The organism is Paenibacillus sp. MT124 (assembly GCF_058792755.1).
Genome location: NZ_CM179500.1, coordinates 5,162,708 through 5,185,265, shown reverse-complemented (window position 1 = coordinate 5,185,265; position 22,558 = coordinate 5,162,708). Strand labels below are relative to the sequence as shown.

At 49.7% G+C, this 22,558-nt stretch carries 19 protein-coding genes; 16 read left to right on the top strand and 3 right to left on the bottom strand.

Annotation, left to right across the window (positions count from 1 at the left end):
- The first annotated feature begins 271 nt into the window (after positions 1 to 271).
- The 7 genes from AC3RCI_RS23425 to AC3RCI_RS23395 all read left to right on the top strand — a co-directional run bounded on the left by AC3RCI_RS23425 (position 272) and on the right by AC3RCI_RS23395 (position 11,920).
- Complete coding sequence (locus AC3RCI_RS23425; protein ID WP_186812132.1) at positions 272 to 1,201, top strand: ABC transporter permease; 930 nt, start codon at positions 272 to 274, stop codon at positions 1,199 to 1,201.
- 37 nt (positions 1,202 to 1,238) lie between these two features.
- Complete coding sequence (locus AC3RCI_RS23420) at positions 1,239 to 2,126, top strand: carbohydrate ABC transporter permease (protein WP_095293262.1); 888 nt, start codon at positions 1,239 to 1,241, stop codon at positions 2,124 to 2,126.
- Between the two features lie 19 nt (positions 2,127 to 2,145).
- On the top strand, positions 2,146 to 3,657 hold the full coding sequence (locus tag AC3RCI_RS23415) for an extracellular solute-binding protein (RefSeq protein ID WP_492526641.1): 1,512 nt from the start codon (positions 2,146 to 2,148) through the stop codon (positions 3,655 to 3,657).
- A 201-nt stretch (positions 3,658 to 3,858) separates the two neighbouring features.
- Complete coding sequence (locus AC3RCI_RS23410) at positions 3,859 to 7,197, top strand: glycosyl hydrolase (RefSeq protein WP_492526639.1); 3,339 nt, start codon at positions 3,859 to 3,861, stop codon at positions 7,195 to 7,197.
- A gap of 25 nt (positions 7,198 to 7,222) precedes the next feature.
- On the top strand, positions 7,223 to 8,884 hold the full coding sequence (locus AC3RCI_RS23405) for a glycoside hydrolase family 43 protein (RefSeq protein ID WP_492526637.1): 1,662 nt from the start codon (positions 7,223 to 7,225) through the stop codon (positions 8,882 to 8,884).
- Positions 8,862 to 9,683, top strand: coding sequence for a polysaccharide deacetylase family protein (locus AC3RCI_RS23400; protein ID WP_492526635.1), 822 nt, complete (start codon positions 8,862 to 8,864; stop codon positions 9,681 to 9,683). Before AC3RCI_RS23405 ends, AC3RCI_RS23400 begins: the two co-directional genes overlap by 23 nt.
- Before the next feature lie 11 nt (positions 9,684 to 9,694).
- A complete protein-coding gene (locus tag AC3RCI_RS23395; RefSeq protein WP_492526633.1) occupies positions 9,695 to 11,920 on the top strand; it encodes a glycoside hydrolase family 88/105 protein in 2,226 nt (741 codons plus the stop codon).
- Positions 11,921 to 12,067: 147 nt separating this feature from the next.
- Here AC3RCI_RS23395 and AC3RCI_RS23390 read toward each other — a convergent pair whose 3' ends face one another.
- Positions 12,068 to 12,553 (bottom strand): hypothetical protein, encoded by a 486-nt coding sequence (locus AC3RCI_RS23390; protein ID WP_492526631.1) that lies wholly within the window; start codon positions 12,551 to 12,553, stop codon positions 12,068 to 12,070.
- Between the two features lie 121 nt (positions 12,554 to 12,674).
- A complete protein-coding gene (locus tag AC3RCI_RS23385; RefSeq protein ID WP_336782806.1) occupies positions 12,675 to 13,550 on the bottom strand; it encodes a DUF72 domain-containing protein in 876 nt (291 codons plus the stop codon).
- Positions 13,551 to 13,792: 242 nt separating this feature from the next.
- On the opposite strand from AC3RCI_RS23385, the gene AC3RCI_RS23380 reads away from it, so the two are divergent.
- From AC3RCI_RS23380 to AC3RCI_RS23360, 5 genes are all read left to right on the top strand, one after another.
- Positions 13,793 to 14,536 carry a class I SAM-dependent methyltransferase gene (locus tag AC3RCI_RS23380; RefSeq protein WP_492526629.1) on the top strand — a complete coding sequence of 248 codons (744 nt, stop codon included), beginning with the start codon at positions 13,793 to 13,795 and terminating at the stop codon, positions 14,534 to 14,536.
- Between the two features lie 22 nt (positions 14,537 to 14,558).
- On the top strand, positions 14,559 to 15,545 hold the full coding sequence (locus AC3RCI_RS23375) for an MBL fold metallo-hydrolase (protein WP_492526627.1): 987 nt from the start codon (positions 14,559 to 14,561) through the stop codon (positions 15,543 to 15,545).
- A gap of 208 nt (positions 15,546 to 15,753) precedes the next feature.
- Entirely contained in the window at positions 15,754 to 16,089 is a 336-nt protein-coding gene (locus AC3RCI_RS23370; protein ID WP_492526625.1) for a hypothetical protein, read from the top strand.
- A 47-nt stretch (positions 16,090 to 16,136) separates the two neighbouring features.
- The gene (locus tag AC3RCI_RS23365) at positions 16,137 to 17,126 is read left to right on the top strand and encodes an FAD:protein FMN transferase (RefSeq protein WP_492526623.1); all 990 of its coding nucleotides are present in this window, start codon (positions 16,137 to 16,139) and stop codon (positions 17,124 to 17,126) included.
- Positions 17,127 to 17,208: 82 nt separating this feature from the next.
- Positions 17,209 to 17,862: a ferric reductase-like transmembrane domain-containing protein gene (locus tag AC3RCI_RS23360; protein WP_492526621.1), complete on the top strand. Its 654-nt coding sequence runs from the start codon at positions 17,209 to 17,211 to the stop codon at positions 17,860 to 17,862.
- A 109-nt stretch (positions 17,863 to 17,971) separates the two neighbouring features.
- Here AC3RCI_RS23360 and AC3RCI_RS23355 read toward each other — a convergent pair whose 3' ends face one another.
- On the bottom strand, positions 17,972 to 18,538 hold the full coding sequence (locus AC3RCI_RS23355; RefSeq protein WP_175394425.1) for a phosphatidylglycerophosphatase A family protein: 567 nt from the start codon (positions 18,536 to 18,538) through the stop codon (positions 17,972 to 17,974).
- A gap of 195 nt (positions 18,539 to 18,733) precedes the next feature.
- Here AC3RCI_RS23355 and AC3RCI_RS23350 point away from each other — a divergent pair, with 195 nt between their 5' ends.
- From AC3RCI_RS23350 to AC3RCI_RS23335, 4 genes are all read left to right on the top strand, one after another.
- A complete protein-coding gene (locus AC3RCI_RS23350; RefSeq protein ID WP_127539030.1) occupies positions 18,734 to 19,789 on the top strand; it encodes a GerMN domain-containing protein in 1,056 nt (351 codons plus the stop codon).
- Positions 19,790 to 19,930: 141 nt separating this feature from the next.
- Entirely contained in the window at positions 19,931 to 20,689 is a 759-nt protein-coding gene (gene rph, locus AC3RCI_RS23345) for a ribonuclease PH (RefSeq protein WP_095293274.1), read from the top strand.
- 1 nt (position 20,690) lies between these two features.
- A complete protein-coding gene (locus tag AC3RCI_RS23340) occupies positions 20,691 to 21,314 on the top strand; it encodes an XTP/dITP diphosphatase (protein ID WP_095293275.1) in 624 nt (207 codons plus the stop codon).
- 398 nt (positions 21,315 to 21,712) lie between these two features.
- A complete protein-coding gene (locus AC3RCI_RS23335; RefSeq protein ID WP_492526619.1) occupies positions 21,713 to 22,555 on the top strand; it encodes an STM4015 family protein in 843 nt (280 codons plus the stop codon).
- Positions 22,556 to 22,558: the final 3 nt, after the last annotated feature.

The window sequence follows — 22,558 nt, the reverse complement described above, 5'->3', positions numbered from 1 at the left end:
GAGAAGAATGAAAACAAAGAAGGATAAGGCTGCAAAAATGTGCAATGGAGTACAATGCGAAATGTCCAAATAGAAGCGAAAGTGGCGTCATAGCGGGCTTTGTGGCCTCGCCCAGTATGTAAGCAAAAAATGAAGGTTGCCGGAAAAGAGGGCTCTGTATAGTCTGAATTACAAGTTCAATTGATAACGCTTACATAAATTGGGGAGGGGAGAGATTATGAACGGGAAGACCAAATGGAATGGAAATACCGCAGCGACAGCCCAGGCAGATATGGCCACCATGCCGATGAAGCGGGAGTCCAACTGGAAGAGGCAGATCAAGCGCAACAAATGGCTGTACGTGCTTGTGCTTCCCGGATTTCTGTACTTTGTTATCTTTAAATATTTGCCCATGTGGGGAATCGTCATTGCCTTTCAGGACTATCAGCCTTTTCTCGGTATCAAGAACAGTGAATGGGTGGGCATGGAGAACTTTACGACCTTTTTCTCCAATCCGGACTTTTTCCGGTTACTGCGTAACACGCTGGTCCTTGCCATATATGATCTCATATTCTTTTTCCCGGCACCGATCATCATTGCCCTTTTATTAAATGAAATTAGGGTGGCGTTCTTCAAAAGAACGATTCAAACGCTGGTGTATGTACCCCATTTCGTGTCCATGGTGATTATCGCCAGTATCACTTACGTCTTCCTGACCCCTCAAGGCGGGGTACTGTACGACCTGATTGCCTGGATAACGGGAAAGCCAATTGATGTATTATCCAGTCCGGGTTCATTTCGTCCACTGATTATCATTCAGATGATGTGGAAGGAGATGGGCTGGGGAACAATCATCTTCCTGGCCGCACTCGCAGGCGTGGACACCGAGCAGTATGAAGCCTCTATTGTGGATGGTGCGGGACGATTACGACGCATGTGGCACATTACGCTGCCGGCGATTCGCACAACCATTGTCATTTTGCTAATCCTTAGACTGGGGAACTTTTTGGATACGGGATTCGAACAGATTTATCTGATGACCAATTCGCTTAACCGCGACGTGGCCGATGTATTTGATACCTACGTCTATACGGTAGGGATTACGCAAGGGGCATTCAGCTACAGTACCGCAGTAGGATTATTCAAATCGGTCGTGGGTATCATCCTGGTGCTCGGCAGCAATAAACTTGCCAAAAGATTTGGCCATCCGGGGATTTATTAAGCAGGTATCCTGCATGAATTCATAAGGAGGAAAGCCCATGAACAGCCGTCTCTACAACAGCCCTGCCGGCAAAGTATTTGATATTTTCAACTACGTCATGCTGGGTATTCTGGGCATACTGACTGTCCTTCCTTTCCTGTATATTATAGGGAATTCATTCGCGACCGAAGCCGAGATTACGGAACGCAGTTTCTTTCTCATTCCGAAAGTCTTCTCCTTCAGCGCGTATGAATATATTTTTTCTTCGTCTACCATCTTCCGCAGCATTGGCGTCTCCGTATTTGTAACGGTAGCAGGCACGCTGGTCAATCTGTTCTTCACGCTGACGATGGCTTATCCGCTATCCAGAAGCGACTTCTGGGGACGCAACGTCATGATGAACATGGTGATCTTCTCCATGCTGTTCGGCGGAGGAATGATCCCGACGTATCTCGTCATCCGTGGACTGGGATTGCTCGATTCTTACTGGGCCCTTATGCTTCCTGGCGCAATCAGCGCTTTTAATTTAATCGTTGTCAAAAACTTTTTTCAGCAAATGCCGCCCGGGCTGGAGGAAGCGGCCCGTATCGACGGCTGCTCGGATCTCGGGGTACTCTGGCGAATTGTCCTGCCATTATCCAAACCGGTGATTGCCACGTTTGCGTTATTTTATGCCGTAGGGCATTGGAATAACTTCTTCTCGGCACTCCTGTACATTTCCGACAGTGACAAATGGCCGCTGCAGGTGATGCTGAGGCAGATTGTTCTGCTCTCGCAGGCAAGTGTTGGGGATATGGCCAATATGGATCCCAATTTCGTACAGCCACCGGAACAGTCCATTAAAATGGCCGTCATCGTGGTAGGTACCATTCCGATTTTGCTCGTGTATCCGTTTTTGCAAAAGCATTTTGCCAAAGGTGTCATGTTAGGCTCAATCAAAGGCTAAAAGCCAAGGGGGAGAACGTATGGGACAAATAGCGGGAATCAAAAAAACAGCACTTGTACTTTCGGCAGCATTGTTACTGAGCACGGTTCTGGGAGCATGCTCCACGGACAAAACCAACGATACGGGCGAAGCGGCTGCAGGTGGAACTGATCAGATTACCATCATGCTTCCGAACTTTGAAGCCGAAAATCCGCCTGAAAACAGCCCGGTCATCCAGAAGCTTGAGGAATTAACCAAAGTGGATGTGAATCTGCAGTGGGTGCCGAGCAGCTCCTATGAGGACAAATTCAACATTACTCTGGCCTCCGGCAAGCTGCCCGACGTGATGGTCGTGCTTGGCAAATCCCCAAGCTTCATTAACGCTGCACGTACCGGGGCTTTCTGGGAGCTGGGGCCTTATCTGAAAGACTACCCGAACTTGAGCCAGATGAACGAAATTATTACGAACAATGCCTCCATTGACGGCAAAACCTACGGCATCTACCGGGGAAGACCGCTGGGACGTAACGGGATAACGATCCGAAAGGATTGGCTGGAAAATCTGGGTCTGGAAGCACCCAAAAATCTGGACGATCTTTATAATGTGCTAAAAGCATTCACTACAGATGATCCGGATGGCAACGGCAAGGATGATACGTACGGTTTGGTAGCGAGCAAATTTAACGGGCCGTGGGATAATATGCAAATCTGGTTTGGTGCACCCAATAAATGGGGCGATGACGGCAGCGGTAATTTGATTCCTGCACACGAAACACCCGAGTATATGGAGGCACTGAAATTTTTCCGTCAGATCTACAGTGAAGGTTTGGTGAACAAGGACTTTGCCGTGATGGATGCGACCAAGCTGCCTGATCCGTTTGTCAACGGGCAGGCGGGTGTCATGATCGATGTAGCGGATAACGCACAGCGGATGGATCAGAAAATTCTGGAGAAGGACTCATCGGCCACAGGGCGGGTGGATGTGCTTCAGGCGGTGGAAGGACCCAAAGGGCTGCGTGACATGCCTACCTCAGGCTACTCCGGTATGATTGCCGTCTCCAAAAGTGGTGTGAAAACGGAAGAAGATCTGAAAAAGGTGCTCGCATTCCTGGATCAATTGAACGAGCCGGAGCTTCAGGCTTTGCTGTCCAATGGTCTGGAAGGTAAACAATATGAGAAAAAAGGGGAATATGTTGTTCCAACCACCGACAAGCTTGCACTGCGAGATCTGCAGGGTCTGAACCAAATTTTGATGTTCCTTCCGGAAGACCGCGCCTTCCGGGTTGAGCCGACGCCGGTTCGTGAGAAGGTAGCAGAGGTACAAAAGGCCAACGAGGAGATCGTTGTTCCGAATCCGGGTGAACCCTTGATCTCTGACATTTATGCACAGAAAGGACCCCAGCTGGATAACATCATCAACGATGCCCGTATCAAATTCATTGTGGGACAGATTGATGAGAAGGGATTCCAGGATGCAATCGCACTGTGGAAGAGCAGTGGCGGTGATGAGTACGTGAAGGAAGTCAACGAACTGTACGCTGCATTGAAGTAGAAGAATACCAGAGCCCGGCAGCCGTACGTAAGTACAACAGAAGCTGTCGGGTATTTCCATCTATATCATTTTTTAAACATTTTGTATTTACAGGCTCCCTAACCGCATTTTTAAGGTATAATCATAGCCAAACAAACGTACATGAACATAAACGAACCGTAATGGAAGAAAAAGATTCTTTTAAACAGGGAGGAAAGCGACATGTGGAACGGAGAGACATTTGCGAATCCCGCCGCGCAGTACCGGATTCATCCCTTCTGGTTTTGGAATGGGGATATGGAGGAAGAGCAGATCCAACGGCAAGTGAATGAAATGTCAGCACAGGGTGTGGGCGGTTTTTTTATTTGTCCGCGTCAGGGGCTGCAGATTCCCTATCTGTCGGATGCTTGGTTTGACAAGGTCCGGATTGCGGTGGAAGCAGCCGAGACCTGTGGCATGCAAGTCTGGCTGTATGACGAATACCCTTATCCTAGCGGCATGGCAGGCGGTGAAGTCACCCTGGATTTCCCTGAAGCCAAGCAGCGCCAGCTTGTGCATCATCAGCTACATGTGCAGGGCGGAGAAGCTGTGAATCATGAGTTGCCGTGGGGACGAATTTTGGTCGCCAAGGCCATTCCAAGAGACACAGAGGGTAAACGATTATGGGATGAGTCTATCGATCTGCGGCACCACATCGGCAATATCCAGACCGATCAGGTCTATCAGGAGACGGGTCTGACATCGTATAATCGCAAGCGATTTTTTACATATCGGACGGCCTTCCGCCTGGTTTGGGACCCCCCGGCAGGGAATTGGGATGTAATTCTGTTTCAGGAAGTGGAGATGGATGATTTCAAATATTACGGCCATTTTGTTGACCCGTGCCACAGGGAAGCGATGAGCCGTTTTATTGAACTGACACATGACCGATATGCGGCAGCTGTTGGAACTCATTTTGACAGCGTTATCAAAGGCATGTTTTCGGATGAAATTGCGCCGCTCGGACGTATTCCCTGGTCTCCTCAGCTGCCTGCATATTTCCGCGAACGCTGTGGATACAGTCTCGTTGATTCGCTCCCTGCCCTGTTATACGGTGATGTTCCGGACTCGGCCCGTATTCGGTATGACTATTATCAATCGCTGCATCTGCTTCTCAGGGAGTCATACCATCAGCAGGTGCATGACTGGTGCGAGGATGCGGGAATCCAGTATGCCGCAGAGGTTCCTGGCGTACGGATGACGACTCAGTTGTTCAGCCATATGCCCGGGGGAGACTCCGCACATGAGAAGATCGGACGCCCCTTATCCTGGATTCTGGAACGGTACGGCAAGAGAATGCGTGATAATCCGAAGATGGTGAGCTCCCTGGCCAGACAGCTGGGACGCAGCCGCAATTTGATCGAGTGCTTTCATAGTGTGGGCTGGTCGATGACGCTGCAGGATGCGAAATGGATGATTGACCGGATGGCAGCCATGGGCACGAATTTCTATAATTTCCACGCTTTTTTCTATACAATTGGCGGGTTAACGAAGCATGATGCACCGCCATCCCAGTTTCTGCAAAATCCATACTGGAAGCATTTCCGCCAGCTTGGAGATTACACGGGACGAATAAGTTATCTCATGAGCACGGGGACAGCCGATATTCGGATTGCCGTTCTTGATCCGACGACCACTTTCTGGAGCCTGATGGGAAATCCGCTGCATGGGTTTGAATACAGCGGTGAGGATGAAGCCGAACGGGCGAGACTGGAACGGCTTACGAATGATTGGATGCGAATTGGTGTACATCTGCTAGAGAACAGACGTGACTATGACCATCTGGACCCTGAGCTGCTGGCCGAAGCCGAACTTGCGGATGGAACGATTCGGATTGGTGCTGCCAGATACGAAGTACTTATCCTTCCGCCGATGCTAAACCTGGAGGCAGATGCCTGGAAGCAGGTTAGACGTTTTGCTGAGCAAGGAGGAACCGTCATATCAGTCGGACTGCCTCCGTACATCTCGATTCAGGAAGGAAGTCCAGAAGGCAATGAAGCAGCAGACTTCTTCGGTGCAGGGGATCAACCCGAGGAAGAGTATTGGGGTCATGCCGGGGATTTCAGACAAGGCAGCTGTGAATTAATGTGGCAGCAAGGGGAGGGAGAAGCCTACTTCCTTCCGGTTGGTGCAGGTCAGGGGGATGATTCAACGCTTGAATTAATCTCGCTGCTGCTGGACCAGGTGCTGCCAGAGCCTATCTGTTGGATTATGGAGGAAGAGAGTGCCTCCTTGTTAATGCAGACCCGTCAATTATCGGATGGTGAATATATGGTGTTCCTGTCCAATCAGGAGGGTGGGCAATTAAAGGGACAATTGAAGGTTGTTGCCAAGCAGTTATGGAGCAGTACGGATGTCTCATCGGATAAACGTGTGCTGGCAGAGCGGCTTAATCTGGAGACAGGAGAACGGGAAGTCTTGCCGCTGACCAGCAGCGGGGGCGAATGGTGTATTTCACTCGGGTTTGCCGGGTATGAAGCACACGCTGTGCGGCTGACTCTGCAAGCAAAATCTTCTGAGGATATACCGGGTAACATCGCTCAGACCGAAGTGGCTGCACCATTCAAGCCTGATCCTGAACATATGCCATCTGCGCCCCTTATTTTACCTGTAGAAGGGCCATGGCGACTGGAGACCATTCAGCCCAATACCCTTCGGATTGGACAGTTCCGTCTTACGGCAACGAATGACAATGGCGTGATCTTGGAGAACAAGCATGCAGGCGTGAAGCCTTTTATCGATCAAGCGGCTGAATTGTCGGGACATCATCACTTGCCTGTTCAGTTTAATCAGGTATTTGGCACGCCGAAGAAAGCAGCAATTGCCTATCCGATTCAATGCCGGTACACCACAGCTTTTGAACTGGGAACGGCTTTGCCGGAGTGCAGCCTATTTATGGATCAGGCAGCCATTGCAGGGGCATGGATCATGGAGATCAACGGCCATACGATTGGGCCTAATCAATTCGAGTCTGTTGAGATCACAGATTATACCAACATTGCATGTGATATCAATGAATGGCTGCGCACAGGCTTGAATGAAATAACGATTACGGTTCAGGTCACGAAGGATGAGGAAGGAATCCTCGATCCGCTGTATTTGCAGGGACGGTTTGGCGTGGAGTTTCATCACGAAGGGATGGTCTCCTTGGTCCGTGATCCGGATACGGCCATTCGAATCACACCTGAGCCACAGCCCCTGTACCCGTATTATGCAGGAGAGATGAGCTATAAACGCAGCTTCTGGCTGGATCAGCCTGACGCCGATGCCGAGTCCTTTGAACTTGAATTCAGTGAATGGCTTGTTCAGGATGTGGCGGAGGTTTTGGTCAACGGTCATAGCCTTGGCGTGCGCTGCTGGTCTCCGTATCGCTGGAGTGGAGAAACGTCCTTGCTTCGTTCAGGAGACAACGAGATTGAAGTACGCATCACCAATACGTTGATTGGTCTGCTCGAAGGTACCTATTTTGATTCGGATAGCCATAGTTTGCAAGAGGCTGGTATTGGATTAGTTGAAGAATAAATTTGGAAATGTGGAGGAGACGCATATGAGTACAACCCATTCAGAACAGGAAAAAATGGCTGCCGTCTGGGTCGCGGATCAGGGAGACGGGACGTATCGCAACCCCATATTGCATGCCGATTATTCTGACCCTGACGTCATTCGTGTCGGCGATGATTTTTATATGACTGCTTCAAGTTTCTCGCACATACCCGGGCTGCCCATTTTGCATTCGAAGGATCTGGTGAACTGGAAGCTGGTGCAGTACGCCATTCAGCGGCTGGATCTGGAAGGGTATGATGTACCGCTTCATGGCAAGGGCGTATGGGCACCAAGCATCCGGTATCATGACGGGAAGTACTGGATTTTCTTCAGCACGCCGGATGAAGGCATCTTCATGACAACAGCCGATCACCCCGAGGGCGAATGGTCGCCTCTTCATCTGGTCCATGAGGTGAAGGGCTGGATTGATCCTTGCCCGTTATGGGATGAAGATGGTCAAGCCTATTTGGTTCACGCCTTTGCTAAGAGCCGCGCTGGCATAAAAAGCAAGATTAAGGTGTGCCGCATGGCACCGGATGGAAGCAGGCTCCTGGATGAAGGGCTGATTGTTTTTGACGGTACAGCTCATCACCCTACGATTGAGGGGCCGAAGTTTTATAAGCGGGACGGGTATTACTACATCTTTGCCCCTGCCGGGGGTGTGAAGCCTGGATGGCAGACCGTTTTGCGTTCCAAGCAGGTGTTTGGTCCCTATGAGGATCGGATCGTGATGCATCAGGGAGCTTCCAATGTTAATGGTCCTCATCAGGGGGGATACGTGGAACTGGAATCAGGAGAGTCATGGTTCATTCATTTTCAGGATCGGGATGCATATGGCCGAATCGTTCATCTTCAGCCCATGAAGTGGAACGAGAACGGATGGCCTGTCATTGGCGTAGATCGTGAAGGAAATGGAACAGGTGAGCCTGTGGATGTGTACACCAAACCCGATGTGGGTGCTGCCTACCCGATTGTTGTGCCTGATGTTTCAGATGATTTCCAAAATGAACGCATAGGAGTTCAGTGGCAGTGGCAGGCCAACTCCCGTCCCGAATGGGCAGAGGTTGTTCCGGACAAGGGACTTGTATTACATATGCATCCTTACCCGGAAGGCATACATTCCTTATTCGGCGTTCCGCAGCTGCTTATGCAGAAGCTTCCTGCCTCCGCCTTTGAAGCGACAACCAAGCTGACCTTTTTGCCGAAGCAGGAGGGTGACCGAGCGGGTCTCATTGTTTTTGGTGATGATTATGCTTGCCTGAGTCTGTCTCAGACTGACACTGGAGCAGTCAGGTTGTCCCTGCTCCGCGGAGCCAAACAGCCAGACAACCATTTGCATGCGGATGAATCGGAAGAAGCCGGACTGGATTGGAGTGAGCATGGTTCACCGGAAACCGGTTGGACCATTCATCTCCGCTTTTCGCTGGAGGAACCTGCTCGCTGCCAGTTTAGCTGGAGTAAGAACGGTGAAGAATTTCAGCCCATTGGTGCACCGTTTACGGCGACAACTGCACTTTGGGTTGGTGCGAAGATGGGGGTATTTGCTCTAAACACGCAATCTGCGAATCGTGGAGGCCAAGGCGTTTTTCGATATTTTAAGGTGAACGAAACGTTGGAAGAACAGGGTAAGGAGGAGGTCCAAGATGGGACATCGCATTCAGTTTGATCGATATCCTGGCGGTGTGATGAAGGCACTGACGCTTAGTTATGATGATGGTGTGGTCCACGACCGGAGGCTGGTCAATATTTTGAATCGCTATGGACTGCGTGGCACTTTCAATCTGAACTCCGGTACGCTCGGGAAACCGGGGCGAATTGAGCGCGAGGAGGTCGCTGAACTGTACGCCGGGCATGAAGTGGCTGTACACACGGTTACTCATCCTACATTGCCTTATGTACCGGATGAGCTGTTGAACGAAGAAATCATGGAGGATCGCCGAGCACTGGAGCAGCTTGTTGGTTATCCGGTGAGGGGAATGGCCTATCCCAATGGAGGGTTTGATCGCGAATTAAGCACCAAACTGGAGTGGTTAGGCTTGGACTATGCCCGGACGGTTGAATCCCACGGCAGATATACGCTGCCAGAACGCCCGCTTGAATGGCATCCGACCTGTCATCATAAAAATGACCTGGCAGCGCATGCCGAGCGTTTTATCCAGCATTCCAAAACGGGTACACCGCTCCTGCTCTATGTTTGGGGACACAGTTATGAATTCAATGATAACGACAATTGGGAGATCATTGAGCAGTTTGGCGAGCAGATTGGTGGAAGAGACGATATCTGGTATGCGACGAATTTCGAGATCATTGCCTATTGGAAAGCGGTCAAACGACTCGAATGTTCAGCAGACCGATCCATTATCCATAATCCGTCGGCCATATCCGTCTGGTTCACGGCAGATCAGCAGGTCATTGAAGTGCGTGCAGGGGAGACATTGCGTTTAACCGAACGAATCAAGGTATAGGGAAGGGGCTGATGATCATTCGTTATTTTCATGCAAACGAGTCGATTGCAGGTAAGGTGCATCATTCAATTCCGGATATTCTGACGACGGTGGCCCAGCGTTATATCGGCGATCATCCCAAACATTCTTTTCTGTTCCGGGCCTACCACCGTGGAGGTTTCCGCAGACTGGGGGATTACCGTTACGATCTGAACCTGGACGACAAGTGGCCGGAAGCGAGTGCAGGGCAGTACGTATACGTATGGGGAAAATTATGGAGCCAGCAGGAGACTACGCTGAACACAGGCCTGAACTGCTACAGTCCAGTAACGATCTATGTCAACGGGGTAGAGGCCTTCAAATCCGAGCTGCTGCAGGAGTTATTTCCCGAGCGAAGAACCCAGATTCCAATTCACGTAAAGGTTGGCTGGAATGACGTCTTGCTTTGTTTTGTCAAAACCGAGGTTGGATTCGGCGGCATTTATGGTACCGCTTCCTTCAAGAACTTCCCGCTTCATTTCCTCACTCCGGGAGTGGATCGGCAAGGTCAGGAAGGCTGGCTGTATTCCAAGCCTCTTGATGTACCTGTAACTTCGATTCCCCATGACGGAATGACGGAAGAAGAAACAGGGCTTTCCTGGTACCCACGAAGAGAATGGACAGAAGAAGAACGGAAGGCCGGCTCTTTCGCGAGGATCTTTGGTACAGAGCAACCGGGCGTTGCCTACGCGTGGACCAAGCTGGATGTAACATTGCCGGGATCATCTCCTGTAGTATTGCAAGGTCAGCATGAAGGTGCCCTTCATTTGTACCTGGACGGTAAGGAAGTATATACCTCAGACAAAAGTGGACCTTATCGCGTGGAACTGCCGCGCCGCTATGGACTATCCGATCTGGTGGCACGAGGGGAAACCAAGGCCGGGGAGGGCCATTGGGGGTTCACGCTGGAATCGCCCGGGCTCTCGGGTTCAGCTGGCTGGAGATTAAGCTCTCCGCATCCGGTTGCTGGCAGTTCTGACGTATGGTTGTATACCGGGAAATTTACTCCGGGTTCTGTACCTTCACCCACAGATATTGTCGTGACCGATACTGTGTTTGATGATGGATCGAAAGGTGTTTACTGGCAGGTAGATCAGCCGGATACAAGCGTTCGCCCATATCTCGAAAATACACATTACGGAAAATGGAACTATCCATTAGGGGTTACGCTGCTTGGACTTCTGCGTATCGGACAGGAGCTGAAACGTGACGATTACATCCAGTATGTTCGGGAGCATATTGGCCTGAGTACTTCATTCGACCGTTATGGTCTATGGGATCGGGAAACCTACGGTGCAGCGGGAATTAACAACCAGTTGTCTGCGATCGACAGTCTGGATGATTGTGGTTCGTTCGGATCAACGCTGCTGGCTGCGATGGAACTGGGTGACATTCGCGGGGGCCGAGATACGGCAGATCGGATTGCCCGCTACATTACGGATAAGCAGGAACGACTGGAGGATGGAGCCTTTTATCGTGTTCGCGGAAGCGGAGAGATGCGTCACGAAACGATGTGGTGTGATGATCTGTACATGAGTACACCATTCCTGATGCGTTATGGGCAACTGACGGGCGATACGGCGTATTGGGATGATGCCATTAACCAGTTCCTGTTGTTCCGTCAGTATCTCTATATTCCTGAGCAGCAGATCATGTCGCATGTGTATGATTTTGTACGTGGACGGGCAACAGGCATCCCGTGGGGGCGTGGAAACGGGTGGGTTCTCTTCTCCCTGACCGAGCTATTAAGCATTCTGCCTCAGGATCATGCAAGGCGTTCGGAATTGCTGAGTTTCTACCGTGATCTGTGTCAGGGATATTTGGCGCTGCAAGGGGAAAATGGCCTGTGGCATCAGGTGCTGAACCGTCCGGACTCCTATGAGGAAACCTCATGCACGTCGATGTTCATCTACGCCTATGCCCGTGGAATTCGCGAGGGATGGCTTGAGACACCTGCGCCATATCTGGAAGCTGTCCGCAAAGGATGGGAAGGCATGACAAGGCTGTCCATTGACTACAAAGGCAATATATATGGTGTATGCCGTGGTTCGGGTTATTCCTTTACCGCGCTCTATTATCGTGACGATCTGGGCTGGATTCTGAACGATACTCACGGGATCGGAATTGTACTCCTGGCAGGAATTGAAGCGCATAAAATGAACCTGCAGCTGAGCCGGATGGACGTTACTGAAGAAGAGGGTACGATGCAGAAGGCTTGAGGAAATCTTAAACTAACAAATGATAAGAGGACTATTTTAGGGGGATTTGACCTGAAGTAGTCCTCTTTTGGCAATGTTATTTATATGATTTTTGTATTTTTTTGAAAGAAGGGAAACTTTGACTCTCACCGCATATGTATTCTGATTTCATTTAGTATCAGTAAGAAGTTTATCAACAGAGGCACGAAAGGTATCATAATCAAATGAACTGGTTACTTCGTATCTTTGATAACCTTTAGAACTGCCAATTGAAATTTGTTTGCTATTATCAACTCCAAAGTTGACGATTTCTCTATGATCACTCTTATCATAGACGTAAATGTTATAGATATAAAGCGAGCTTTTATCTTTAATTGGTGTGCTTATTTTCTTAAGTTCTAGACTTGATAATTGATCTAATATGTCTTGTAAGCCATCCAAGTCCATTTGAAGTGTTTGAATTTCTTCGTTAGTCTCAGGTGACATGGGCACTCGAACGATACTTAGATAAGCATTATTTTCACTTGGGAGTTCTTCAATAACAGCCTTTTGAAAGGTTGTATTTAAGGTAACAAAATAATAAATAGCAAACGCAGCGACGGTAACTACGACTCCTATAATTCCACCAATTAGAGCGCGATTCTGTTCTCTCATAAGTCACTTCCTTAGTTCGTCTTGCCAAACATCAGCTTAGTGAAAGAATAGTCTCTGAAACTATGAATCTGCGTTTAAAGAACTCACCTCCAATCCTGCGCATAAAATGCCATGCGTAGATTTAAAATAGCTCCAGCTGCTCAGGCCCATCCTCTTCCTCGTCAGGTGTGCGATCAGGGAATGGTCGGATCGGCATATCCAGCAGCTCCATCATCATTTGTGCATTGGCTGCTGCATCGCCACCCGAATTGTTATTGAAAATCACATAGACATCCTTACTCTGCTCGTGCAGCTGTTCCAGATATCCTTTCCATTCCATCAATTCTTCCTTGTTGTACCGGTACAAATAGCGGGTCTCCCGCCAGTTGGGTGCACCGTTCTGGTGCCAACCAGACACATTGCGTCCGTGCATCCGCACGAGCGTCATCTCCGAATCCGTCGCCTGCGGTACAATTGGAATGGAGCCTGAGCCCGCTTGCGGCTCGTCACAGACACTGTGAATCCAGCCTTGTTCCCGCAGAAAAGCAAGTGTCCGCTCACGCATGCCATCCTCGTACCAACTGCGATGGCGAAACTCAAGCGCACACGGAATGCCTTCCATTCGTAATCTCACCTCACGCAGCTCGTTAACATTATCACGATTGCAGTCAAACCACGGCGGATATTGGAACAGGGCCGCCTGCATTTTGCCGGCTTCCATTACCGGCTCCAACGACTCCCGAAAAGCCTTGTACATGTCTGAGGTACTGGTGAAATAAGGTTTGCCCCTTAGATGCCCGGTCATCCCCTGATATGCTTTGACGATAAACGAAAAGTCATCCGGTGTCTCAGCTGCCCAGCGTGCCATCCGGTCCCGAGGCTGTACAGCATAGAAGGAACTGTCGACCTCTACGGTTGAAAAGTACTGTCCATATAAATGAAGCTTGTCCTTGGCTTTGGTACGATCAGGATACAGATCATCATGATCTCCCCATCCTGTGAGTCCAATATGAATCATAAATAACACCTCCTGCTGTTCTGTCTCTAAAGCTTATATATAGTTAACCGGTTTGCGGGCACGTGACTATGTTTAACATTATATAGGGCGAATTCAGGTCGTTCAATGAACGGAAGCCGCTGGAAATCTTTGAGTTTGAAGAATAAAGAAGATACAATTACTACAAGCTTAGGTATGATCAGCCCTATATCAAGTACGTTACAGAGAGAACAGGGCCATTGACCATGTGGAGGGCGATACGAATGACGGAATGGTATGAAGATAGCTTTGGAGAAGACTACTTTCTCGTATACAAGCACAGGGATGTGCAGGGAGCATATGAAGAAGTACATAAAATGATCAATTGGTTAAAACTGGAGCCGCAGGCACGGGTCCTGGATCTATGCTGCGGTATGGGACGGCATTCCTTGGCTCTGGCAGACGCAGGCTTCTGGGTCACCGGAATTGACCTGTCGGATGTGCTTCTGCGTGAAGCGCGCCAGATGGACACCGAGAATCGGGTGGAATGGATTCATGCCGACATGCGTAATCTGCCGCTCCAAGGTGGATTTGATGCGGTAGTCAACCTGTTTACATCGTTCGGTTATTTTCGTGAGGATGGTGAGCAGCTCAAGGTGCTTCAGGGCATCCGTCATATGCTGAAGCCTGGCGGCAGCTACATTATTGATTTTATGAACACGGCTTACGTAACCCGTCATTTGGTTCCGCATTCCAAACGAGAGACGGAAGGGCATCGTATTGAGGAGTTCCGCCAGATCAAGGACGGATTTGTGCAGAAGGAAATTCACATTACCGATTCCGGGTCCAGTCAGAAACCCCGGATTCATGAGGAACGTGTCAAGCTATACACCCGTGAACAATTGAGTGACATGCTGCAGGAGGCGGGGCTTGTGGTAGATCAGGTTCATGGAGGTTATGACGAAGAGGAATATGAGGAGCAGGATTCCCCGCGCATGATTTTTGTTGGTCATCGGCCTGTGGAGTAAGACCAGCAGGGAGGAGAAGAAAATGAAACGAACGGAAGCAATCAGCATGCCAGAGGGCATGCATCGGCTTCAGATCACGATGTCTTTCCCGCTGCGATGGGTGAACAGTTATGTACTCTTTGAAGCCGATGGAAGGATAACCGTAGTTGATCCAGGCCCGCGCAACCAGGGAACAGAACAGGAATGGCAGGAAGCTCTAACCAATCTGGGATTGTCTTTTCAGGACATTTGCCAAATAGTATTGACCCACCATCATCCTGATCATCTTGGCTTGTCAGGCTGGATGCAGCAGAAGTCGGGCGCCCCTGTACGCATGTCTGCCAGGGCACGTCAAGAGGCAGATTACATGTGGGGCCCGAGTGCAACCATTGATGTGGTACTGCCTGAATATTATCGCCAACATGGAATGCCGGATGAGAAGACCATACAGATCCGTGAACATATGAAGGGATTTATCTCTCAGATCACCCCCTTGCCGGAAGTGACGTTCATTGAAGATGGGGACTGGCTGGATATGGGCGGCAAAAGGTGGATAGCCATCGAGACAGGTGGACATGCCCCAGGGCATCTATCCTTTTATGCACCAGAATCCAGAGAGATATTGTGCGGTGATGCCATACTGCCACAGATTTCGCCCAATATCAGCTTGCAGCCGGGAAGTGATGACCAGCCATTGTTATCTTATCTTCAGGGGCTGCAGCGTCTAGGGAGTTTGGCTGTCGAGAAGGCATATCCGGGGCATCGAAATCCATTCAGCCAATTTACGGAACGAACCTCTCATCTGCTAGCCCACCATGAGGAGCGGCTTCAGAAGATGGCTGAGCATATTGCTCAGCGCCCGTCGAACGGGTATGACGTTTGTGTTTCCTTGTTTGGTGATCGATTGGGCACACATCAGCTGCGCTTTGCCATGAGTGAAACGCTCGCTCATCTTCAGGAGTTGATTCGGCGGGGGCAAATTACGCAGGAACAGAGTGCGGATGGATCATTTTTTTTCAGAAAAGCATAACGGAGTTCGTTCGAAAATAGGAAAGCAAAAGCAATTATTCATGAGGCTCTGTAATGGGAGAACATCTCCTGTTTAGGGCCTATTTTGTGTATACGGAATTTGAGGAAATGGAAAGCTTTAGTCTTTCTTAACGGTTCATTCATCTGCTTTTAATCCAGGACCCCTAAGATAAGTGCATGAACTTCGCCAGAGAAAGAAGGGAAGAGCGATGAACAGAAAGAAACGAAATCAATGGAGAAAATGGCAAGCCTCAGCGATGGCAACTTTAACGGTGGCTGCACTCTTTCAATATGTAAGATCCTCTGATGCCTTTGATGTTGCATATGCAGCAGCAAATGGAATAGATACCGATAGTTTACCTGCAAGTCAGTCGAATCCCCGGGACGATGTAATGGATGAATGTATAGGCAGCTTTGTCCCAAATCAGGAAGAGGAACAGCACGAACGGAGCAGATCCTATAGCCGGGATTTCAGTCAGTCTGATCGGGTATCTGACTCCGGAACCGGCAGTGGCAGTTACCAGTCACGCACAGGTGCATCATGAGCCCCGCTGCAGAGACTACGTGTCCGTTTAAGTTCAGATTTCGTGCCATGAATACGGATGTGGAGGTTCAGCTGGTAACTGCCGGACATGAGGGAGCTGAGCATGCAGCAGCGCTCGTAAAAAACTGGTTTGAAACACAAGAACAGCGCTTCAGTCGGTTTATATTCAATAGTGAATTGAATCGTCTGAATCGTTCTGTGGGATGGATCCCAGTTTCCGCTGCCATGGATGAGGTATTGAGTTTGGCATACGGATATATAGGTCAGACGGAAGGGATTTTTCAACCGCGCATTTCAAAAGCTCTTCGGCAACAGGGATATGATGTCAGCTTTGAACAGGTCGGGCAGCAGGAGCGAGGCATGACGCAGCCCTTGCAGCCTACCTCAACCACGGTTGCTGCACTAATTTCGGAAGAGGAGCACGATTATACCTGTCCAGGATGGATGCACAGAGAGGGCAGCCGGATGGTACGTCTGGATCCCGGTATGGAACTGGATCTGGGCGGCATTGTGAAAGGCTGGGCAACGGAACGTATTGCCGATTGGCTGCAGCGCACGCATCACATTCCTGCAGGCATGATTAATGCGGGAGGAGATATTCAGATGTGGGGTACACCTGCGTCTTCTGCATGGACTGTTTATATCAAGGATCCTATGCTGGATAAACGCAATCTGACAGGAAGCATTCAGTTAGACTCTGGGGCGGTTGCGACTTCAGGAATTGCACGAAGACAGTGGCAGCAGACGGATGGAAGTCTGTCCCATCATTTGATTGATCCGCGGACAATGAAGCCGGCTGATACGGATGTGGTGCAATGCACCGCTGTAGGCCAGCATGTCTCGCAATGCGAGATTATCGCGAAGACCGTCTGTATCCTGGGAAGTGCTGAAGCGATGGGCTGGTTGAACAGGCATTATGACAGGCATGATGTTTTATGGATAACCCGGGAAGGCAAGCTCTGGTTCAGAGGGGATATGGACGCACTGGAAAAGCGGTGGCCAGGCTTTGAACCGGATCACTGCTTCAGCCTTATTTAAAGATGAGTATCCTGCATCCAGTTTTTTTATATTGAAGCAAAGTGATGAAACGATAAGTCTATCAGATATGGGGGAGCCGGCTATGGCACAATGGATTGTTGATCATGTACCGACGTGGAATATTATTCGTATTAGCGGGATAGCCGCTTATCTGCTGCTCTTTGCAGGTGTCTTTCTGGGAATCGCCCAAGGGATGCCTGCCGCCAAAGGCAAACCCAGAGCCACCATGTACCAGTGGCATACCCGGACGACCTGGCTTGCCTTTGGACTTGGTATCCTGCATGCACTAACCCTGTATATCGACCATTACAGTCCGTTAACCTGGAGTGAACTGCTTATTCCATTTAGTGCCTCAGTACATCCGGTTGGCAGTGGGCTTGGGACGTTATCCTTTTACGCCTTGCTGATTGTGCTGCTCTCCAGTGATCTGCGTAATAAACTGGGCCGCAAATGGTGGTTTGCGTTCCACATGCTGTCTTATCCTGCTTTTATCGGTTTGCTGATGCATGGCATGATTACAGGTTCTGACTCGGGGAATGTACTGATGCGTTTAATGTACGTCTTTACCGGCTTGTCCATCCTTGGCATTACGGTGCTGCGGGGGCTTCTGCGTGAACGCAAAGGACCGCAAATCACGATTGGACCCAATCGTTCACAGTCACAGCCAGCCATGGAACGGAACTGGGGCGAAGCATACGGACTTGTTGGAGCGGGAAGACAGGAAGGGTTAAAATAGACGTGATAACATCTGGTGTATATACGAAAAAGAAGCGGCCCAAGGGGCCGCTTTTTTCCATGAGCTCGTCCTGAATAGACATGTCTCATTTCCATATGACAAATGGGGGTTAAACGACATCATCACTGACCGGTTTCTCACCTAACGCTTCTTCCAGCTCCGACTGTTTGCGGTGCGCGATTCGGCTGCTTGCTGCCGAGGCTATGGCCCCGACAATATCATCCAGAAACGTATGTACAGGTCCCAGACTTTTATCGTTCAGCCTTTCAAGTACACCAGGCTTAAGCTTGTCTACATAACCGTAATTCGTGAACCCGATGCTGCCATATACATTGACGATGGAAAAGGCAAGAATCTCATCCACGCCGTACAGCCCTTCATCATTTTCGATCATCTCCTGCAGAGGCGAAATGAGTTGACCCTGCTCTGCGAGCAGATCCAGCTGAATGCCTGTCAGAACGGCGTTCTGCACTTCCCGCTTGCGAAGAACCTTCTCCACGTTATCGATACATTCTTCCATCGTAAGATCTGGATAGTACTTTTTCTGCAATAACATGACCAGTTCTGCGATCTCTGGGATCGTGACGCCCCGCTTGTGCAGCCATTCCCTTGTAGCGTCCGCGACTTTGCGGCTGTTCAGGCTGTAAGGGATTTTTTCTTGTTCTGGATGTTCCATGGGCGATTCCTCCTCTGAAGTTAGCAATGTCCCTACACTTGATTCCTAATACGTATTAACCCGTTTTGTGTTTCTTTCTTTCAATATTGTTTTTGCTTGGTGTATCAGGGCTTGTTTAAAAAGTAGTTATTTTTTGGACGAAGGCTCGTATACATGGTAGTACAAACTGTAAAAATGATGAGGGGGAACGTGATCATGAGTAAGATCCGATATATGCGTACAGCATCAGCAGCAGCGCTGCTGAGCATTCCGATGGTGCTGTCCGGCTGCGGCATGTTTAATGCACAGTCATCCGAGGCTATCGATCCACCGCCGCCCATTCAGGAGGCAGCCATGATTCAGGCTGCCGAGGGCAACGGGACACTTGCAACCCTTCCGCTCACAACAGTCTATTTGCAGGATCAGCAAGGATTGCTCGCTCCGGTATCACTGACGCTTCCGGCAGGTTCGGATGTTAGTAGTCCGAAGACAGCCCTGGATACACTAGTAACAGGTGGTGCTTATGCAGGTATGCTGCCTGAAGGATTCCAAGGTGTTCTTCCACAGGGCACGGTAGTACAGAATGTAACGGTTCATCCGGACGACAAGCTTGCAGTTGTGGAGTTCTCAGGTAACTTTGCCAAATACGACGCCAAGGATGAGCGCAAAATGCTGGAAGCCGTCACGTGGACGCTGACAGGTACACCGGATGTGGAGAACGTGCAGATTTGGGTGGATGGCAAAAAGCTGACGCAAATGCCGGTGAACAGCACGCCGCTGCCTGAACCGCTGAATCGGGCGGTAGGTATCAATCTTGATTTGGGAGACACGTTCACCACCAACAGCAGTCCAGTCACTGTGTATTTCTCAGCTGCTTCCCCTGCAGGCATTCAATATTATGTTCCTGTTACGCGCCTGGTCACACCAGGTACGGACCGGGTGCAAGCCGCACTCAATGAGCTGATTAAGGGGCCAGCCAAGGGCGGGGAGCTGGAAGAGGTCATGACAGGCGGCACCGAACTGCAATCCGTCAAAACGGCGGAGGATGGAACCGTTACGGTCGCACTCAAAGACGATATGTTCGTCGAAGGAGACGCTGTGCCAAGCGAGTTGCTGCAATCGGTCGTGTTGACAACGACAGAAAATACAGCAAGCAAGGATGCCAAGGTTCAAATCGAGTGGAATGGCCAAAAAACTGTCATGGGTGACGATAACCGTGACTATAGTTCGCCGGTCTCCAAGCCCGAGTATATCAATGAAATTCCGATCTAGGACTGGGACAAAATTGGGGACGGGTAACAGAGTCTTTGGCGGATAGATGCTTTTAACAGAACTCTTTGGTAAAATAAAAAGGATTAGTAAAGTGTGACTCAGTTCAACAATTACAGGATGCTTAAGTCGTAGGAGGCAGAAATGATGAGATCTAACGGACGAACCAGCGAACAGCTGCGGCCGATGAATTTAACAATTAACACAAATAAATACGCCGAAGGTTCTGTACTGATTGAAGTCGGGGATACCAAGGTTATCTGTACCGCAACGGTGGAGGAACGCGTTCCTCCTTTCATGAAAGGACAAGGCAAGGGATGGGTTACCGCAGAATATTCCATGCTTCCTCGTGCAACACATACTCGGAATCAGCGTGAAGCGAACCGCGGGAAGCTGACTGGACGTACGATGGAAATCCAGCGTCTGATCGGCCGTGCACTTCGCTCTGTGGTGAATCTGCAGGCGCTTGGCGAGCGGACCATTACCCTGGACTGTGACGTCATTCAAGCGGACGGAGGGACTCGTACAACGTCCATTACCGGCTCGTTTGTTGCGCTGGCACTGGCTGTGAACAAAATTGCCCAGCAGCACCGCCTGCAAACCTTCCCCATCACGGATTTCATTGCAGCTGTGAGTGTAGGTGTAGTCGGAGAACAGCCTGTTCTGGATCTGAATTATGATGAGGATTCCAAGGCAAAAGTAGACATGAACCTCGTCATGACAGGTGGCGGAAAATATGTAGAGCTGCAAGGAACAGGTGAAGAGGCCCCATTTGACCGCCGTGAGCTGAATGCCATGCTGGAACTGGGTGAGCAGGGAATTCTGGAGATGATTGAGCGGCAAAAAGAAGTGCTTGGACCGATTGCGCTCAAGATCGGCGCTAGTGGATTAGGAGAAGCCTAAGATGCATCTGGACAGCCCAATCATCATTGTTGCAACCCGGAATCAGGGTAAAGTAAGAGAGTTTGCCCATGCATTTGCACCTCTTGGCAAAGAGGTCAAAAGCATGTTCGATTACCCCGAACTTCCGGATGTCGTGGAGGACGGGGTAACCTTTGCCGAGAATGCATGGAAGAAAGCAAAAGCGGTAGGAGATGCTCTTGGTCTTCCTGTGCTGGCCGATGATTCAGGACTTTGTGTGGACCTGCTGGATGGGGAGCCGGGTGTGTATTCGGCAAGATATGCTGGCGAAGGAGCAACGGATGCCCTGAATAATGCCAAGCTGCTTGCAGCGCTGGAGTCCATCAAATCCGGTGAGGATACGCAGCAGCCGCTGCTCAGTCCGGCACGCTTTGTATGTGCCCTGGTTCTGTATGACCCGGCAACAGGGGACAAGTTTGAAGCGGAGGGTACAGCAGAAGGCTGGATTACGAGTGAGGCTGCCGGTGGTGGCGGCTTCGGGTACGATCCTCTGTTCTATGTACCTGAATACGAGATGACGATGGCCGAGCTTACGCTGGAACAAAAGCAGGCCATCAGTCATCGTGGTCATGCACTGCGAGCACTTGTATCCCGGCTTGAAGGCTGAATCCTGGTTAACAGGAGCCTTATGAATCAGGTATAACAACCTGAACAAATAAGAAGGCGTTAATAGAAGGAGTATCATTCCCGAGAATTGTGGAATGGACTCCGGCTATTAACGCCTTTTTTGATATTATCCAGACGGTCACAGAATCGAAGTGTATAGATCCAAGGTATACATTGGTGACCTTAATTTATATCCATCCATATACCTAACCGGAATCCCCCTTTCGAAACAATCTGAAAAAAGAACATGTGTTCTCTTTCCTAGTTAATGAAGTATAGCCGTTTCGCGTTTGAGAATCATCTTGGGACCGGAGTTGGAAGAAGTTGCAAGCCCCGTGCAGGATGGGGTAACATTCAAATTAACGAATCAAGAATGAATTCAATCGGAGGGATTAACCAATGCAGGAAGTGAAGCTTACGGTATCTTTTGATGACTATGAGAATGGTATCCGTATGGAGAATTTGATCAGGGAATTGGCTGCCAAACCCGAAGCGGGTTCACTGGAAAGTCTGGTTATTGGAGACTGGGGACAAGCTTACGAGAGTTCTCCGGACGAATTCATGAAGGTTCTTATTGAATTGGCGCCAAGTTTTCCGTCATTAAAAAAGCTGTTCATTGGAGATATGGGCTTTGAAGAGTGTGAAGTTTCCTGGATTATTCAGACTGATCTGACCCCACTTTTGAAGGCTTTTCCAGAACTGAAGTCCTTTACGGTGAAAGGCAGTAGCGGATTAAGTCTCGAACCCTTGCAGCATGCCAAGCTTGAAGAACTGGTCATTATCTGTGGTGGACTGCCTCAGGAGGTGCTCGCTTCCATTACCAATGCTCATTTGCCTGAGCTGCGCAAGCTCGAATTGTACCTGGGTGTAGATGATTATGGTTTTGACGGTTCACTTGAAGATGTGCTTCCGCTGCTGGAACAGGGACGATTCCCCAAGCTAGTGTACCTTGGCCTAAAAGACAGTGATATTCAAGATGACATCGCCAAAGCCGTGGCACAGGCTCCCATTGTAGATCAACTGGAAGTACTGGACCTTTCCCAAGGTACATTGTCGGATGAAGGGGCTGAGGCTCTGCTTACCAGCGACAAGATTAAGAAGTTGAAGCATCTCGATCTCAGCTACCACTACATGACAGACGAAATGCTCATTCGCTGGAAACGTTCAGGCTTATCCGTTGATGTCAGCGATCAGCAGCAGAGTGATGAAGATGACTGGCGTTATCCGTCATTAACGGAATAAGAG